The organism is Rhizobium leguminosarum, from assembly GCF_019798305.1.
Taxonomy (GTDB): Bacteria; Pseudomonadota; Alphaproteobacteria; order Rhizobiales; family Rhizobiaceae; genus Rhizobium; species Rhizobium leguminosarum_U.
Map to the genome: position 1 here is coordinate 176,777 of NZ_JAAXDD010000013.1, position 16,270 is coordinate 193,046.

Annotated in this window: 14 protein-coding genes and 1 pseudogene; 12 read left to right on the forward strand and 3 right to left on the reverse strand. The window is 62.0% G+C overall.

The genetic code is table 11. The annotated features are described in order from the left end of the window. Positions 1 to 5 precede the first annotated feature (5 nt). From HFO99_RS23220 to HFO99_RS23240, 5 genes are read left to right on the forward strand one after another with little or no spacing between them, the layout of a single operon-like run. Complete coding sequence (locus HFO99_RS23220; RefSeq protein WP_222363883.1) at positions 6 to 1,418, forward strand: amidase; 1,413 nt, start codon at positions 6 to 8, stop codon at positions 1,416 to 1,418. Then, complete coding sequence (locus HFO99_RS23225; protein WP_222363884.1) at positions 1,415 to 2,947, forward strand: ABC transporter ATP-binding protein; 1,533 nt, start codon at positions 1,415 to 1,417, stop codon at positions 2,945 to 2,947. Before HFO99_RS23220 ends, HFO99_RS23225 begins: the two co-directional genes overlap by 4 nt. Beyond that, positions 2,937 to 3,986: an ABC transporter permease gene (locus tag HFO99_RS23230; RefSeq protein ID WP_065284903.1), complete on the forward strand. Its 1,050-nt coding sequence runs from the start codon at positions 2,937 to 2,939 to the stop codon at positions 3,984 to 3,986. The genes HFO99_RS23225 and HFO99_RS23230 overlap by 11 nt, the downstream gene beginning before the upstream one ends. Continuing rightward, on the forward strand, positions 3,983 to 4,927 hold the full coding sequence (locus tag HFO99_RS23235) for an ABC transporter permease (protein WP_222363885.1): 945 nt from the start codon (positions 3,983 to 3,985) through the stop codon (positions 4,925 to 4,927). Before HFO99_RS23230 ends, HFO99_RS23235 begins: the two co-directional genes overlap by 4 nt. 26 nt (positions 4,928 to 4,953) lie before the next feature. Then, positions 4,954 to 6,243 (forward strand): amidohydrolase family protein, encoded by a 1,290-nt coding sequence (locus tag HFO99_RS23240; RefSeq protein ID WP_222363886.1) that lies wholly within the window; start codon positions 4,954 to 4,956, stop codon positions 6,241 to 6,243. Positions 6,244 to 6,497: 254 nt separating this feature from the next. Here the strand turns inward: HFO99_RS23240 and HFO99_RS23245 are convergent, their stop codons facing one another. Together HFO99_RS23245 and HFO99_RS23250 are read right to left on the reverse strand one after the other, a co-directional pair. Next, positions 6,498 to 7,196: a ribonuclease activity regulator RraA gene (locus HFO99_RS23245; RefSeq protein WP_222363887.1), complete on the reverse strand. Its 699-nt coding sequence runs from the start codon at positions 7,194 to 7,196 to the stop codon at positions 6,498 to 6,500. A gap of 27 nt (positions 7,197 to 7,223) precedes the next feature. Continuing rightward, positions 7,224 to 8,009 carry an SDR family oxidoreductase gene (locus HFO99_RS23250; RefSeq protein ID WP_222363888.1) on the reverse strand — a complete coding sequence of 262 codons (786 nt, stop codon included), beginning with the start codon at positions 8,007 to 8,009 and terminating at the stop codon, positions 7,224 to 7,226. A gap of 93 nt (positions 8,010 to 8,102) precedes the next feature. On the opposite strand from HFO99_RS23250, the gene HFO99_RS23255 reads away from it, so the two are divergent. Beyond that, on the forward strand, positions 8,103 to 8,975 hold the full coding sequence (locus HFO99_RS23255; RefSeq protein ID WP_222363889.1) for a LysR family transcriptional regulator: 873 nt from the start codon (positions 8,103 to 8,105) through the stop codon (positions 8,973 to 8,975). A gap of 6 nt (positions 8,976 to 8,981) precedes the next feature. Here HFO99_RS23255 and msrA read toward each other — a convergent pair whose 3' ends face one another. Continuing rightward, a complete protein-coding gene (msrA, locus tag HFO99_RS23260; RefSeq protein ID WP_222363890.1) occupies positions 8,982 to 9,491 on the reverse strand; it encodes a peptide-methionine (S)-S-oxide reductase MsrA in 510 nt (169 codons plus the stop codon). A gap of 187 nt (positions 9,492 to 9,678) precedes the next feature. Here msrA and HFO99_RS23265 point away from each other — a divergent pair. The 6 genes and pseudogenes from HFO99_RS23265 (at position 9,679) to HFO99_RS23290 (ending at position 16,239) form a co-directional block, all read left to right on the forward strand. Continuing rightward, positions 9,679 to 10,823: pseudogene (locus HFO99_RS23265) on the forward strand (extracellular solute-binding protein). Beyond that, positions 10,823 to 11,713 (forward strand): ABC transporter permease, encoded by an 891-nt coding sequence (locus HFO99_RS23270; protein ID WP_222363891.1) that lies wholly within the window; start codon positions 10,823 to 10,825, stop codon positions 11,711 to 11,713. The pseudogene HFO99_RS23265 and the gene HFO99_RS23270 overlap by 1 nt, the downstream one beginning before the upstream one ends. Continuing rightward, on the forward strand, positions 11,710 to 12,537 hold the full coding sequence (locus tag HFO99_RS23275) for an ABC transporter permease (RefSeq protein ID WP_222363892.1): 828 nt from the start codon (positions 11,710 to 11,712) through the stop codon (positions 12,535 to 12,537). The genes HFO99_RS23270 and HFO99_RS23275 overlap by 4 nt, the downstream gene beginning before the upstream one ends. Before the next feature lie 24 nt (positions 12,538 to 12,561). Then, positions 12,562 to 13,635: an ABC transporter ATP-binding protein gene (locus HFO99_RS23280; protein WP_222363893.1), complete on the forward strand. Its 1,074-nt coding sequence runs from the start codon at positions 12,562 to 12,564 to the stop codon at positions 13,633 to 13,635. A 340-nt stretch (positions 13,636 to 13,975) separates the two neighbouring features. After that, the gene (locus HFO99_RS23285) at positions 13,976 to 15,766 is read left to right on the forward strand and encodes a methyl-accepting chemotaxis protein (RefSeq protein ID WP_222363894.1); all 1,791 of its coding nucleotides are present in this window, start codon (positions 13,976 to 13,978) and stop codon (positions 15,764 to 15,766) included. Continuing rightward, positions 15,766 to 16,239 (forward strand): chemotaxis protein CheW, encoded by a 474-nt coding sequence (locus HFO99_RS23290; RefSeq protein ID WP_017969197.1) that lies wholly within the window; start codon positions 15,766 to 15,768, stop codon positions 16,237 to 16,239. The genes HFO99_RS23285 and HFO99_RS23290 overlap by 1 nt, the downstream gene beginning before the upstream one ends. Positions 16,240 to 16,270 lie beyond the last annotated feature (31 nt).

Here is a 16,270-nt window from a genome sequence, read left to right on the forward strand (position 1 = left end):
GGCCCATGCAGGGCGATGCGACGGATCTGGCGGCAGCGATCAGGCGTGGCAGCCTGAGCGCTGCGGAAGCGATGCAGGCTTCTCTTGCCGCAGCCGTGCTGCAGGAGCCGCTCGGCGCGATCGCCTATCTCGATGCCGCCATGGGCCTCGCCTCGGCGAACGCCCTCGACGAAGAACGGCAGAGCGCGCCCAATCGCTTTGTCGCCAGGCCCTTTGCCGGCGTGCCGACCTTGGCAAAGGATCTTGGCGGCCCCTTCGCCGGGCTGCCGGTCACGGCCGGTTCCCGCCTGTTCGAGAGAAAGGGTGGCGAAGCGGATTCCGATCTCGCTGCTCGTTTCCGCAACGCCGGCTTCTGCCTGTTCGGCCTGACGACCAGCCCGGAATTCGGCCTGTCGCTCGCCAGCGAACCGGTGATCGGGCCGATCTGCCGCAATCCGCTCGATCCGGCACGGACCGCAGGTGGCTCCTCCGGCGGGGCGGCGGCAGCGGTTGCCGCCGGGATCGTCTCCATTGCGCATGCCACCGATGCCGGCGGCTCGATCCGAGTGCCAGCCGCCTGCTGTGGCCTCGTCGGAATGAAGCCGACGCGCGGCGCCATCCCGGGTGGGCCATCCTTCGGCAACCACTTGGCCGGCATCGCCAGCGAACTCGCGGTCTGTCGTTCGGTCCGGGATACAGCGCTGATTTTCGACAGACTGAGCGGCAAATCGCGAGGACCTTTTCCGGATCCCTCCCCTGTCGATAGCGATAACGGCCATTTGCGGATTGGCCTGCTTGCCGATACCGGCTCGACCTACCCGACCGAGGGTGATCGGCTCGCAGTCGTCGAGGCTGCGGCCCGTGCGCTGGAGAGCGAGGGACATGAGGTCGTTCCAATGGCATGGTCCGAATTTGAATGGAGCGTCGCCGCCAGCGACAGCACGTTCGCCGATATCATCTCCGTCAACCTTGCGGCACTCATCGAGGCGGCGGCTCTGGATGAAAGCAGGGCCGAGCCTCTGACGCAGGCCTTCGCGGCGCGTGGACGGGCGCTTCCGGCGACATCGCTCTGGAACACGTTGAACGAGGCCGTCCTGGTGAGCCATAAGCTCTGGGCACTATTCGACAGGGTCGATTGCATCCTCATGCCGATGCTGTCCTCCGCACCCCTTGCGATCGGCTCCTTTCCATCCGATCATGCCGATACGGATCTGCATCTCGAGCGGATGACGGCATTTGCGCCGCTTGCCTGCCTCGCGAATATTTCGGGTTTTCCTGCTTTGACGCTGCCTTTCGGACAGGATGAGCATGCCATGCCGCTGCCGGTGCAGATCATGGCGCCGATGGGTCACGAGCCGCGTCTGCTGTCGCTTGCCACCCGCCTGGAGGCCGAGGGGCGGTGGCAGCATCGTTTTCCCATTGCGGGATTGCCGTCATGACCGGGCCTGTGCTGGAAATTGTTGGCGTCAGCAAGCGCTTCGGCGACAATCTGGCCAATGACGATATCTCGATGACGCTTGCCAAGGGCGAGGTCGTGGCCCTGCTTGGCGAGAATGGTGCCGGCAAGACCACGCTGATGAGCATCCTTTTCGGCCACTACATGCCGGATGCCGGGCGAATTCTGATCGAGGGTGCGGAGGTTCCGCAGGGCAAGCCGCGTGCCGCAATCCGCGCCGGCGTCGGCATGGTGCATCAGCATTTTTCGCTGGCGCCCAATCTGACCGTTCTCGAAAACGTCATGACCGGCACGGAAAGACTGTGGTCCTGGCGCTCGGGAACAACAGCGGCGCGGAAGAAGCTGCTGGCAATTTCCGAGCGCTTCGGCCTCAAGGTTGATCCGGATGCCCGCCTTGGCGACTTGTCGGTCGGCGAGCAGCAGCGCGTTGAGATCCTCAAGGCGCTCTACAACGATGCCCGCATCCTGATTCTCGACGAGCCGACGGCAGTGCTGACCAACATCGAGGCCGAGCGGCTGTTCACGACGCTGAAGGAAATGGCCCGCCAGGGCCTGTCGCTGATCTTCATCTCGCACAAGCTCGACGAGGTGATGGCCGCGGCCGACCGCATCGTGGTCTTACGCGGCGGCAGGATGGTCGCCGAACGCAGGGCGTCGGAAACCAGCAAGGCGGAACTCGCCGAACTGATGGTCGGACGCCGTGTGACGCGGCCCGTGCGCGAGCCGTCGACACCCGGCGCCGTTGCCCTCGAGGCGGCCGATGTGACGGTGCGCATCGACGGCGTCGATCGGCTGAAATCGATCAGCTTCCGCCTGCACCAGGGCGAGATCCTCGGCATCATCGGGGTTTCTGGCAATGGCCAGGCGGCTTTGGCGCATCTTCTTTCAGGCACGCTGTCGCGCAGCGGCGGTGACCTTCTGCTGTTTGGGGAAGCCATCGGCAATCTCGGCGTCGCCGATGTCGTCGAAGCCGGCATCGGCCGCATTCCCGAGGATCGCAACGAGGAGGGCGTGATCGGCGAAATGGCGATCTGGGAAAACGCCGTGCTGGAGCGCATCGCGTCGCCGGCGTTTTCGCGCCGTGGTCTCGTCAACCGCAAGGCGGGCATGGCATTCGCCAGGGAGATCATCGACGGATTCGATGTCCGCGGCGGCGGGCCAGCGATCCGCACCCGGCTGCTCTCAGGCGGCAATATGCAAAAGCTCATTCTCGGCCGCAACCTGCATCGGCGGCCGCGCATCCTGATCGCTGCGCAGCCGGCGCGTGGCCTCGATGAGGGAGCGGTGGCCGCCGTGCATGCACGCCTGCTCGAAGCCCGCCGGCAGGGTACCGCCGTGCTGCTGATCTCGGAAGATCTCGACGAGGTGATCGCGCTTGCCGATCGCATCCAGGCGATCGTCGGCGGCCGCCTGTCACCACCCGTCGAGGCCGACGGCGCCGACGCCCGCAGGCTGGGGCTGATGATGACAGGCGAATGGCAAGAGACCCACGAGGCCGATCATGCGATTTGAGCGCCGCGAACATCGTCCGCTTTACCTGCTGATCGTCACCCCTGTGATCGCGGTCATCGCAGCGCTGGCGCTTGCCGGCATCCTGATATCAATCGCCGGCGCGCCTGTTCTCGATGCCTATTGGCGCATCCTGACCGGTGCTTTCGGCTCGCGGCTGTCAGCGACCGAAACGCTGACGCGGGCAACGCCGCTGATGCTGACGGGGCTTGCCGCCGCCGTCGCTTTCCGGGCGCGGCTCTGGAATATCGGCGCTGAAGGCCAGTTCTATCTCGGCGCCATCGCCGTTGCCGCGGCAAGCTCGAAACTGCTCGGCAATCTTCCCGCACCTATCCTCATTCCGCTGCTGCTGCTGGTCGGCGCCATTGCCGGCATGGTGCTGATCCTGATCCCGCTCTGGCTCAGGCTGCGCTTCTCCGTCGATGAGGTCGTCACCAGTCTGCTCTTGAACTTCATCGCCGTGCTCTTCGTCTCGATGCTGATCGATGGTGTTCTCAAGGACCCGCTCGCCTTCGGCTGGCCGCAGTCGCAATCCGTCAGCGATCACGCCATGCTGCCCAAGCTGATCGCCCGCTCGCGCCTGCATATCGGCTTTGCGATTGCGATCGCACTGGCGGTCGTCGTCCATTTCGTCCAGTCCCGCACCGTGTTCGGCATGCAGTCGCGCGCTGCGGGCCTCAATCCCGGCGGTGCAGTCTTTGCCGGCGTCCCCCTCGGCAGAACGTTGGTGAAGGTCGCCTGTCTCTCGGGCGGGCTTGCGGGGCTCGCCGGAGCGATCGAGGTGATGGGGGTCAAGGGTTATGTGACGACCGACCTATCGCCCGGTTTCGGCTATGCCGGCATCGTCGTCGCCATGCTTGCCAACCTCAATCCGCTCGGTGTCGTCTTCGCCGCCATTTTCACCGCCACCATGTTCGTGGGTGCGGACGGCATGAGCCGCGGCCTCGGCATCCCGACCTATATCGCCGATGTCACGGTGGCGCTGTCGCTGCTGACGATGCTGATCGCCTTGTTCTTCACCCAATATAGGATCCGGCGATGATGCAACTGTTCGACATCATCGCTTCCGCCGGGCTCTGGGCGGCAATCCTGCGGATCGCCACGCCGCTGATTTTTGGCACGCTCGGCGCTTTGCTCTGCGAACGGGCCGGCGTGCTCAATCTCGGCATCGAAGGCATCATGACCTTCGGCGCGATGATCGGCTGGCTTTCCGTCTATCACGGCGCCGATCTCTGGACCGGCCTGCTGATTGCAGCGGTGGCCGGCGGCGTCTTCGGCCTGTTGCATGCGGGCCTGACGGTGACGCTCGGCCTCTCCCAGCATGTCTCCGGTCTCGGCGTCACGCTCTTTGCCTCAAGCTTCAGCTATTATGTCTTCCGCCTGATCGTGCCGCTTGCCAATACCCCACCCACCATCGTGCCGTTCCAGCCGATCGCGATACCTGGCCTCTCGACCCTGCCGTTCATCGGGCCGGCCTTCTTCACCCAGACGGCGCCGACCTATCTTGCGATCCTTATGGCCCTGCTGATGGCCTACATCATCTTCCGCACGCCGGTCGGCCTTGCGATCCGCATGACCGGCGAAAATCCGCATGCGGCGGAAGCCCAGGGTGTCAATCCGATGAAGGTGCGTTATGGCGCCGTCATCATGGGAAGCGCGCTGATGGGAATGGGCGGCGCCTTCCTGACATTGTCGGCGTTCAACAGCTTTTTCCCGACCATGGTGCAGGGGCGTGGCTGGATCTGCATCGCGCTCGTCGTCTTCGCTTCGTGGCGGCCGGGCCGAGCGCTGTTCGGCGCCCTGCTCTTTGCCTTCTTCGACGCCTTTCAGCTTCGACTGCAAACCGCACTCAGCGGGCTCGTGCCCTATCAGCTGTTTCTGATGACGCCCTATATCCTTTCCATTGCCGCTCTTGCCGTCATGGCCCGCCGCGCCCTCGTTCCGCAGGCGCTGATGCAGCCCTATCGCCGCGGCGAACGCTGAAACCGCCCACACCCAATGAGGCTCCGATGTTCGATCTGATCGTCAGAAATGCAAATCTCGCCGATGGCCGAACCGGCATCGATATCGGCATCCAGGGCGGCAGGATCATCGCTGTCGAGCCCAATCTCCAGGCGCAGGCGCAAGAAGAAATCGATTCGACCGGCCGGCTGGTCAGCCCGCCCTTCGTCGATCCGCATTTCCATATGGACGCCACCCTGTCGCTCGGCCTGCCGCGCATGAACGTGTCCGGCACCCTGCTCGAAGGCATTGCGCTCTGGGGGGAGCTGCGCCCGATCGTGACGAAGGAGGAACTGGTCGATCGCGCGCTGCGCTATTGCGATCTGGCGGTGACGCAGGGCCTGCTCTTCATCCGCAGCCATGTCGATACCAGTGATCCCAGGCTTGTAACCGTCGAGGCGATGATCGAGGTTCGCGAGAAGGTCGCGCCCTATATCGATCTGCAGCTGGTCGCCTTTCCCCAGGACGGTTATTACCGCTCGCCGGGCGCGATCGACGCGCTCAACCGCGCCCTCGACATGGGCGTCGATATCGTCGGCGGCATTCCCCATTTCGAACGGACGATGGATGAAGGTACAGCGTCGGTCGAGGCACTCTGCCGGATCGCCGCCGATCGCGGTCTGCCTGTCGATATGCATTGCGACGAAACCGATGATCCGCTCTCGCGCCATATCGAAACGCTGGCTGCGGAAACCATCCGCTTCGGCCTACAGGGACGCGTCGCCGGCTCGCATCTGACTTCGATGCATTCGATGGACAATTATTATGTTTCCAAGCTAATTCCGCTGATGGCGGAGGCCGAGATCAACATCATTCCCAATCCGCTGATCAACATCATGCTGCAGGGCCGGCACGACACCTATCCGAAACGCCGCGGCATGACCCGCGTCAGGGAATTGATGGATGCGGGGCTCAATGTTTCCTTCGGGCACGATTGCGTCATGGACCCCTGGTATTCGATGGGGTCGGGCGACATGCTGGAGGTCGGCCATATGGCGATCCATGTCGCGCAGATGGCCGGCATCGACGACAAAAAGAGGATCTTCGACGCGCTGACCATCAATTCGGCAAAGACGATGGGGCTTGAGGGCTACGGCCTGGAAAAGGGATGCAATGCCGACCTCGTCGTCCTCCAGGCCAGCGACACGCTGGAAGCGCTGCGGCTGAAGCCGAACCGGCTGGCGGTGATCCGCCGCGGCAAGATTATCGCCCGCTCGGCCCCGCGCATCGGCGAACTCTTTCTGGACGGGCGGCCGGCGCGGATCGACGGCGGCCTGGATTACGTGCCTCGTTATTAGATGCGGCGGAGGCTTACCGAAGCAGCGATAGATCGGAGTCAGCAAAATGGGGTCGCAAAGCTGAAACCCGCTAGACTGCCGACAAGGGCGGCCAACTCCTCTTTCGTCATGCTCGGGCTTGTCCCGAGTATCTACAGCCGGCTCAGCAGATCCTCGGCACAAGGCCGAGGATGACGCCGAGTGAAGAATGAGACTTTCAACAAACTGAGGGGTCGCGAAGCCGCGACCCTCTTCAATTCGCCCTGGCTTGGAGCCTATTTCTTCGAGGCCTCGTAGAGCGCCTTGGTTTCGGCGTTCATCGGGTAGAGGCCGGGCAACGGTATGCCTTCATCGATCCTGGTCATGATCCAGGCTTCCATGCGCTCCTGTTCCGGCGCTTCATCAAGCACGGCGTCGAGCAGATCGGCCGGGATCAGCACGGCGCCGTCCTGGTCGACGACGATGATGTCATCGGGGAAAACAGCCACGCCGCCGCAGCCGATCGGCTGCTGCCAAGCGACGAAGGTGAGGCCAGCGACCGAGGGGGGTGCTGCAACGCCGCGGCACCAGACCGGCAGGTTGGTATCGAGAACGCCGGCAAGGTCGCGTATGACGCCGTCGGTGACGAGGGCTGCAACGCCTCTCTTCTGCATGCGGGCGCAGAGGATATCGCCGAAGATGCCGGCATCGGTAACACCCATCGCATCGACGACGGCGACACAGCCTTCCGGCATCGCCTCGATCGCGGCGCGTGTCGAGATCGGCGAGGCCCAGGATGCCGGCGTTGCCAGATCTTCGCGAGCCGGCACAAAGCGCAGGGTGAAGGCAGGGCCGACGATGCGCGGCTGGCCGGGCTTCAAGGGAACGGCGCCGCGGATCCAGACGTTCCGCAGGCCCTTCTTCAGAAGAACGGTCGTCAGGGTCGCCGTCGAGACGGTCTTGAGGGTTGCTATCGCTTCAGCGCTGAGGGCCATCGGTTATCGGTTCCAATTCGGATTCTGTTAGATGCTCTGGATCATGCCGCCATCGACGCGGATCACTGATCCGGTCAGATAGGAGGCAGGCTCGCTTGCCAGGAAGGTGACGACATTGCCATATTCTTCCGGCCGGCCATAGCGGCCGAGCGGAATGCTGCCGGTGCTCTCAGTGACAACGTCATCGATGGAACGGTTCTCGCGCTTGGCCTTCTGTTCGTCGAGGAAGGTGATGCGGCCGGTGGCGATCCGGCCGGGCAGGACGATGTTGACGGTGATGCCGTCGCGCCCGACCTCGCGCGCCAGTGTTTTCGACCAGCCGACCAGCGACAGGCGCAGCGCATTGGAGATGCCGAGATTGGGGATCGGCGCGACCACGCCCGACGAGGTCGAGGTGACGATGCGTCCCCATTTGCGCGCCCGCATCTGAGGCAGCACACGATCGGTAATGGCGATGACGGAGAGCACCATGCTCTGGAAATACTGGTTCCACACCGTCGGATCCTGGCCGGAGACAGTGGTCGGCGGTGGGCCACCGGTATTGTTGACGAGGATGTCGACCGGTCCGAACTGCCGTTCGATTGCAGCGACATGTGCATCGATCGAACCGAGATCGGAAAGGTCCCATTGCAGTGCCAGCGCCTTGCCGCCTTCGGATTCGATCGCAGCCGCGGTCTTCTCAGCAGCGGCGAGATCGATATCCGCCGCGGCAATTCTGGCGCCTTCGCGCGCAAGTTTGATGGCAATCGCGCTGCCCAATCCGCCGCCGGCGCCAAGCACCAGGGCCGTCTTGTCCTTCAGGCCGAAATCCATTTCATCTCCTCATGGGGTCTGGGCATCTTTCGGAGCAATGGATCGTAAATAAAATATCGCTTTTGCTTCGTTCAGGAGATAGAAAAACTATCGATGGACACACGTTTTCTCGAAACCTTCATTGTCGTTGCCGAGCGGCACTCGCTGGCGGAGGCCGCCCAGCGGCTGAACCTCACGCCCGCCGCTGTGGCCCAACGCATCCGCGCATTGGAGGCCGAGCTCGGGGTGCGGCTGCTGGTGCGCTCCGGCCGCGTCATGCGGCCGACTGAGGCGGGTTTTGCCATTCTCGAACGCTGCAGGGATCTGGTGCGCGATACACGCGACCTGAAGGCGATGGCCGGTACCGCGACGATTTCGGGCGAGATGCGGATCGGGGCGATCAATACGGCGCTGACCGGTCTCGTTCCCGGCATTCTCCACCGCCTTGCGCAGGACTATCCGCTGATCGAAATTTTCCTCAAGCCGGGCGCGTCGATGGATCTCTATGCCGAGGTTCTGAACGGCACGCTGGACGCCGCCTTCATTATCGAGCCGCGATTTCCGATGCAGAAGACGCTGACCTTCAACAAGCTGCGCCAGGAACCCCTGGTTTTGATCGCGCCGCGGGACCGTGAGGGGGCGGATCCGCTCCAGCTGTTGAAGACCCTGCCCTTCATCCGCTACGACCGCAACCAGTGGGGTGGTCACATCGCCGATGAATATTTGCGCGAGACCGGCATCCATCCGGTCGAGCGTTATGAGCTCGACGCGCTGGAGGCGATCGCGGTGATGGTAGACCGCGGTCTCGGGATCTCGATCGTGCCGGATTGGGCGCCGCCCTGGCCGGGGGGATTAGATATCGTCAAGCTGCCCCTGCCCCGCTCGTCCGCCGTGCGCACGGTCGGCATCGTGGTGACGCGATCCTCGCCACGGGCAAATCTCGTCGCCGCGCTTCTGGAAACCAGCCGCGCGGCGATGGGAGCCTGATCAATTTCAGGCGATCTTCTGGCGGACCGGCAGTTTCCAGCCGGGCCGGACGAAATGGCAGGTATAGCCGTTCGGAATCCGCTCCAGATAATCCTGGTGTTCGGGTTCTGCCTCCCAGAAATCGCTGACCGGCACGACTTCGGTGACAACCTTGCCGGGCCACAGGCCTGATGCGTCGACATCGGCGATCGTATCCCTGGCGACGCGCTCCTGCTCAGGGGTGACGTAGAAGATCGCCGAGCGGTAGCTCAAGCCGACGTCGTTGCCCTGGCGATTGCGCGTGCTCGGGTCGTGGATCTGGAAGAAGAATTCAAGGATTTCCCGATAGCTGATCCTTGCGGGGTCGAAGATGATCTCGATCACTTCGGCATGGGTTCCGTGGTTGCGGTAGGTGGCATTCGGCACATCGCCGCCGCTATAGCCGACGCGGGTCGAAATCACGCCGTTGTATCGGCGGATCAGGTCCTGCATGCCCCAGAAGCAACCACCGGCGAGGACTGCACGTTCTTCGGTCATTGGATATCTCCTTTTCCGCAAGAGATAGTGTCTCCTGCCGCCGATTTCCACACAGCGCAATTAGCACAGCTGTGCAATTTCCCCGCCGAGACGCCTGATCCTGTCATGTCGATGTTACGCGCCGGCGCTAGCAAGGCCTTGGACAATCCTGCGGAGGCTGAGCCTCGACACCTGATGGAGACGGGTTATGAATAGACGCGAATTTCTGATCACATCGTCGGCTGCAGCCGGTCTGCTGGCTTTCCCGCGTTTCGCATCGGCTGCGGCCGGCACGATCGACCTCTACAGCGGTTCGGATGCCAACATCGTCGACCTCTGGAACAACGTCATCCGCCCGGCTTTCGAAAAGGCGCATCCGGGTGTTGCCCTGAAGGTGACCGATGCCGGCGACAATAATGGACTGCGCGCCATCGGCGCCGTGCGCTCGCCGCGCTGAAGACGAAGACCGATCCGCAGGCCGACTTTTTCGAACAGTTCGATCCGCGCCTGCCGTCCGGTGGCATCGATGCCGGGCTCTGGGTCAAATTCTCCGGCGAGAACATCGAAGGCTACGACCATATCAACCCGCTTGCCTTCGACACGCCCTACTCCCTTCCCTATCGCGGTTCGCAGGTTCTGCTCGCCTACGACACGACCAAGCTCGACCCGAAGAATGCGCCGAAGAGCTGGGATCAGCTCACCGCCTGGATCAAGGCCAATCCGGGCCAGTTCATCTACAACCGTCCCGACAAGGGCGGTTCAGGCGGAAATTTCGTGCGCCGCGCGATCCATCAAGCGAACGGCCGCGATCCGAAGAAGTTCAAGATCGACAATTTCACCGCCGACTTCGCCACTGAGACGCTGACGCCGGCCTGGAAGATCCTCAACGATCTTGCGCCTGCGCTCTACGACAAGGGCGCCTATACATCAGGCAACACCCAGTCGATCCAACTGCTCGCCCAGGGCGTCGTCACCATGGTGCCGGTCTGGTCGGACCAGGTGCTGCAGGCGATCTCCCAGGGTGTGCTGCCCGATACGACCGGCTTGGTGCAGCTTACCGATCTCGCCCTTTGCGGCGGCTTCTCCAGCATCACCGTCTTCTCGAACGGCGCCAACAAGGATGCGGCGCTGAAGCTGGCTGCATTCATGCTGACGAAGGAAATGCAGGAAGCGATCATCACCGAGATCGGCGGCTTCCCCGCCATCTCGTGGGACCACATTTCCGACGAGCTCCGCAAGAAATATGCCGACGTCATTCCCTCGACCATTCCGACCTCCCCGGGCGGCGATTGGGAAAAGGCGATCGCCGACGGCTGGTACCGCAATGTCGCGCCAAGCATCAGCCGCACCTGATGTCCGCTGACACTGCGCCGGCGGTTCTGCGCCGCCCCCGGTCCATCAACAGGGGGAGCTCTATCGGGCTCCTCCTCGTGGCCCTGCCGGTCCTCCTGCTCGCATGGCTGATCGTCTTTCCGATCTTTTCGGCGGTCGTCGGCACGATCTTCGTTCAAGGCCCTGACGGCGCGACGGAATTCTCGCTTGCCTCCTATCGCTTCTTCTTCACCGACGGCTACAGCCTCGGCAATCTGTGGCTGACGCTCTGGACCACCGCCGTCTGCGGCATTCTGCTTTTGGCGATCGGACTTCCGATCGCGCTTTACCTCCGCTTCTCGCAAGGCCGCCTTGCCGCCTATGTGCAGGCTCTTGCGATCTTCCCGATGTTCGTGCCGTCGATCATCCTTGCCTATGCGCTGATCAGGACGATCGGGCCGAACGGCACCGTCGACCTGCTGCTGAACGCCGTCAGCCTGCCGAAGCTGCGCACGCCCTATCTGACGCCATGGGGACCGGTCATCGGCCTCGTCTGGGACAATCTTCCCCTGACGGTGCTGATGCTGACGGCCGGGCTTTCCTCCGTTTCGAACAGCGCTATCGAGGCCGCCCGCGATGTCGGCGCAGGGCCGCTCCGGGTGTTCATCTCGATCATTCTGCCGCGCATCGGCAATTCCCTGCTGGTGACCGCGTCCTTCGCCGTGCTCGGCATCTTCTCCGCCTTCACCCTGCCCTATGTGCTCGGCTCGGCATCGCCGGAGATGATGGGGCCGTTCATGCAGCGTACCTTCGCCGACATGAACGACCCGCTGAACGCCATGACCCAGGCCGTCATCACATTCGGCTTCTGCCTGATCTTCGGCATCCTCTACATCAGGTCGATCGCCCGCAACCGCGAGGCCCAGCCATGAATGCCGGCACATCGAGCTTCGGCCTGCGCTTCGACTGGATCGGCCTGCTCTTCGCCTGCCTGCTGACGCTGTTCATCGCGCTGCCGCTAGTCGTCGTCGGCACATGGGCTTTCACCGAGATCTGGCGTTACCCCTCGCTGATCCCGCAGCAGTTCGGCCTGCGTTTCTGGGGCCAGGCGCTGGCGCGCGGGGATGTCTGGGACGCGCTCTTCCTCAGCCTGCGGCTGACGACGACGGTCACCGTTCTTTCCGCCATCATCTGCCTTCCCGCGGCTTACGCCTTCGCGCGCATGCGCTTTCCCGGCAGGAACATCCTGTTCCTGTCGTTCCTTGCTTCGCATGCCTTCCCGAAATTCGGCCTGCTCGTCGCCATTGCCGGCATCTTCCTGCAGCTCGGCCTGATCAGCACCTTCTGGGGCGTCGTGCTGATCCAGCTCGTCGGCACGCTGATGCTGATGATCTGGATCCCGGTCGCAGCCTTCCAGAATGTCGACCGGCGGATGGAAGAGGCGGCGCGCGATGCGGGTGCAACGCCGCTGCGCGTCTTCTGGTCGATTACGCTCCCGCAGGCCGCACCGACGATCTCAGCCGCACTGCTTTTGACCTTCGTCGGCACCTTCTACGAGACGGAAGGCGCCTGGCTGATCGGCGCGCCTCAGGTCCGCACCATGCCGGTGCTGATGATCAGTTTCATCAACAACCAGATCGTCGTGCAATACGGCGCCGTGCTCTCCGTCATGCTGTGGGTGCCGTCCTTCATCGCGCTGATGTTTGCCCGACGGGTGATCGGCACCGGCGCCTTTGCGAGAGGCTTCGGCGCGTGAGGTTAATTAGGGAAAGGTTTGAGAATGGCACATCTTTCGATCGAACGCGTTTCGAAGCTGTTCGGGGCCACCTTTGCCGTTCGCGACTTCTCGCTTGAAGTCGGCGACGGCGAGCTCGTCTGCCTGCTCGGCCCGTCCGGCTCCGGCAAGTCGACGCTTCTCCGGATGATCGGCGGCTTCGAGCGCCCGAGCGGCGGAACGATCCGCATCGACGCGAAGGATGTGACGACGCTCCCGCCCGAGCGCCGTCCGACCGGCATGGTGTTTCAGAGCCATGCGCTCTGGACGCACATGGATGTCTTCAACAACATCGCCTTAGGCCTGAAGCTCCGCCGGCTGCCGAAAGCGGAGATCCGCCAGCGTGTCGAGGATGCTTTGGCGCTGGTCGGCCTCGCCGATTACCGGCGGCGGATGACGACGCAACTGTCAGGCGGCCAGCAGCAGCGTGTCGCCCTTGCCCGCTCGCTGGTCCTCGAGCCGAAGATCCTTCTGCTCGACGAGCCCTTCGCTAGCCTTGACCAGCACTTACGCGAAAGGCTGCGGGATGAAGTGCGCGATATCCAGCAACGCCTCGGCATCACCACGCTCTTCGTCACCCATGGCCAGGACGAGGCCTTAGCGCTCGCCGACCGCATCGTCGTCATGCGCGACGGAGGCACCGAACAGATTGCGCCGCCGAGCACCATCTACCGGCAGCCAGAGACCGCCTTCGTCGCCGGTTTCATCGGCTCGATGAATTTTGTTCAGAGTCATACCAGGAACGGCGTCTGCGAGCATCCGCTGTTCCCGCTTGCGGTTCCCATCGAGGATGGGCCGGTGACGCTGGCCGTCCGCCCGGAAGCACTGACGATTCGTTCCTCGGACCGGGTCGATGCCGCCACAGTCCATCGCATCGTCGATTTCGGGACCCACAAGATGGTCGATATCGATCTTGCCGACGGCACCCGCCTGAAGGCGATGGTGGCGTCGGACGATCGGATCCGGACCGGGATGAGGGTCGAGCCGAGTTTCTCCCACTTTTTCATTTTCCGTCACAACGAGCTTGTCCATTCCGAGTTGCAGATCCTGCCGCAGCATCTCGGCGACTGCATCAAATAGCATACATAGATGCCTTCGATTCGGCATGAGCGGCGCTTCAAGCTGCTGACCGCGCCAGCTCACGCCATGTGATCTGATGCCAGGTCCGGTGTTTCGAACTAAAGTTAAAGTTTATTCTGCGTTTTCCATGGGCTTTTTATGTATCCCTGGTTGTGCGGAGCGACCGCCATTTCGATTATCTGAAACAATTCAAACAGAAATGCGCGAATTTTACACGAATGCATTAGTACATTTACATATTATAAATGTCTTCATTTAAGAATTGGCCCTATCAAAAGTGATGGTATTTGATGGCTTCCCGCCTGCGATAATTGGCCATTGTGAAACTACGGAGGAATGAATGTTGGGATTTGGCGCAGGTGCCGATGCAAGGGCCGTTCTCGAAGCGATGAGCAAGTCTCAGGCGATCATCGAGTTCAAGCTGGACGGTACAATCATCACCGCGAACGAAAACTTTTGCCGGGCGCTCGGTTATCAGCTTTCCGAGATCGTCGGTCAACATCATCGGCTCTTTGTCGATCCGGCTGAGGCAGCCAGCTCCGACTACAAAGACTTCTGGGCAAAACTAGCGCGCGGCCAGTTCGATCAACGGCAATATAAGCGCATCGGCAAGGGCGGCACGGAGGTCTGGATCGAGGCCTCCTACAACCCGGTCTCTAGCGGAGGTAAGCCGTATAAGGTCGTCAAATTCGCGACCGATATCACTGCGCAGAAGCTCAAGGCGGCCGAAGATAGCGGTAAGCTGAACGCCATCTCGCGGGCCCAGGCAGTCATCGAGTTCACTCCGAAAGGCGATATTCTCAATGCAAATGAGAATTTCCTGACGACACTCGGCTACGAGCTGGCGGAAATCCAGGGCAAACATCACTCGATGTTCTGTGAGCCAAGCTATAGCAACAGTGAAGATTATCGTCGGTTCTGGACGAGGCTTGCCGCGGGAGAATTTGTTGCGGACGAGTTCTTGCGCATCGGCAAGGGCGGCAAGAAGGTCCATATCCAGGCATCATACAATCCGATCTTCGACATGAACGGGAAAGTGTTCAAGGTCGTCAAATTTGCGACCGATGTCACCACGCGCGTCGGAAATGTCGACCAGCTCGCGGGAGCGCTAAAGGCTTTGTCAGAGGGCGATCTGACGCAGACCATCGCCATGCCTTTCCTGCCCGCCTTGGAGAAGCTGCGCGCTGATTTTAACGACGCTTCATCCAAGCTTCGCGTTACATTGCAGACAATCTCGCAGAACGCTGGCGCCATCGCTGCGGCATCGCAACAAATACAATCCGCCTCGAACGATCTGTCCAAGCGTACCGAGCAGCAGGCCGCTTCCGTCGAGGAGACGGCCGCAGCGCTGGAGGAGATCACAACCACCGTCGCTGATTCCAGTTCCCGCGCCCAGGAAGCAGGGCAGCTTGTTCGCAAGACCAAGGAGAACGCGGAGAATTCTGGCAACATTGTCAGTCAAGCCGTGGATGCGATGGGCAAGATCGAAAAGTCCGCCGGCGAGATCGCCAACATTATCGGCGTGATCGACGAGATCGCCTTCCAGACCAATCTTCTGGCGCTCAATGCCGGTGTTGAAGCGGCCCGGGCCGGCGACGCTGGCAAGGGCTTCGCCGTCGTCGCTCAGGAAGTTCGCGAACTCGCCCAGCGATCGGCCAAGGCGGCAAAGGAGATCAAGGAGCTGATCAACGCCTCGAACGAACACGTCAAAAGCGGTGTCACATTGGTTGGTAACACCGGCAAGGCATTGCAGGAAATCGTGACCCAGGTCGTCCAGGTCAACGGTAATGTCGGCGCCATCGTCGAAGCCTCCAAAGAGCAGGCAACGGGGCTCAAGGAAATCAACACCGCCGTCAATACGATGGACCAGGGCACACAGCAGAATGCCGCCATGGTCGAGGAGACGACGGCCGCGGCGCATAGCCTTGCCAAGGAAGCAGATCAGCTCTTCGATCTCCTCGGTCAGTTCAACATCGGGACAGGTGCCGGTGCACCTCGCGCCGTCCCGGTTGCAGCCGACCGGCATTTGCGGGCTATGCCGTCGCCAGCCCGTCAGATGACGGCGAAGGTAGCCCGTGCATTCAGCGGCAATGTGGCGCTCAAAGGCGGCGACAGCTGGGAGGAGTTTTGATGGCGTCGATATCCAAAAATCGCGATGGACGCACGTCTCTCGAAATCATTGCATTCCAATTACATGGTCAGAGCTTCTGTATCGAAACCACCTCCATTCGAGAGATACGTGGATGGGCGGCTTCGACGCCCATTCCGCACGCGCCGCCGGAAATGGTCGGCATCATTAACTTGCGAGGCGTCGTCATTCCCACCATCGACTTATGTCGCAAGCTGGGGATGCCTTCGTCGGAAGCGACCGAACGCAGCGCAATCGTGGTCGCTGAAGTTCACGGCAAACCGATCGGCCTTATGGTGGATCAGGTCACTGATATGCTTTCGATCAACGCCGATGATCTGCAACAGGCTCCAGAGATTGTCAGTTCGCCGGACCGCTCATACTGTGAAGGAATTATCACTCACCAGTCTGGGATGATTTGCTTCCTCAGCTTGACCAGGATGTTCGCTGACGATGACGAAGCATTGGCCGCTTAGTCGTCCCGCTTCGGCGTACAAATCAAAGAGC

Excerpts from the sequence above, each read along its gene's own strand:
- HFO99_RS23245 (WP_222363887.1), bottom strand. The coding sequence starts at position 7,196 with ATGGCCCTCAGCGCTGAAGCGATAGCAACCCTCAAGACCGTCTCGACG.
- msrA (WP_222363890.1), bottom strand. The coding sequence starts at position 9,491 with ATGACCGAAGAACGTGCAGTCCTCGCCGGTGGTTGCTTCTGGGGCATG.
- HFO99_RS23250 (WP_222363888.1), bottom strand. The coding sequence starts at position 8,009 with ATGGATTTCGGCCTGAAGGACAAGACGGCCCTGGTGCTTGGCGCCGGC.
- HFO99_RS23230 (WP_065284903.1), top strand. The coding sequence starts at position 2,937 with ATGCGATTTGAGCGCCGCGAACATCGTCCGCTTTACCTGCTGATCGTC.
- HFO99_RS23275 (WP_222363892.1), top strand. The coding sequence starts at position 11,710 with ATGAATGCCGGCACATCGAGCTTCGGCCTGCGCTTCGACTGGATCGGC.
- HFO99_RS23240 (WP_222363886.1), top strand. The coding sequence starts at position 4,954 with ATGTTCGATCTGATCGTCAGAAATGCAAATCTCGCCGATGGCCGAACC.
- HFO99_RS23255 (WP_222363889.1), top strand. The coding sequence starts at position 8,103 with ATGGACACACGTTTTCTCGAAACCTTCATTGTCGTTGCCGAGCGGCAC.
- HFO99_RS23280 (WP_222363893.1), top strand. The coding sequence starts at position 12,562 with ATGGCACATCTTTCGATCGAACGCGTTTCGAAGCTGTTCGGGGCCACC.
- HFO99_RS23225 (WP_222363884.1), top strand. The coding sequence starts at position 1,415 with ATGACCGGGCCTGTGCTGGAAATTGTTGGCGTCAGCAAGCGCTTCGGC.
- HFO99_RS23290 (WP_017969197.1), top strand. The coding sequence starts at position 15,766 with ATGGCGTCGATATCCAAAAATCGCGATGGACGCACGTCTCTCGAAATC.
- HFO99_RS23285 (WP_222363894.1), top strand. The coding sequence starts at position 13,976 with ATGTTGGGATTTGGCGCAGGTGCCGATGCAAGGGCCGTTCTCGAAGCG.
- HFO99_RS23235 (WP_222363885.1), top strand. The coding sequence starts at position 3,983 with ATGATGCAACTGTTCGACATCATCGCTTCCGCCGGGCTCTGGGCGGCA.
- HFO99_RS23220 (WP_222363883.1), top strand. The coding sequence starts at position 6 with ATGCAGGGCGATGCGACGGATCTGGCGGCAGCGATCAGGCGTGGCAGC.
- HFO99_RS23270 (WP_222363891.1), top strand. The coding sequence starts at position 10,823 with ATGTCCGCTGACACTGCGCCGGCGGTTCTGCGCCGCCCCCGGTCCATC.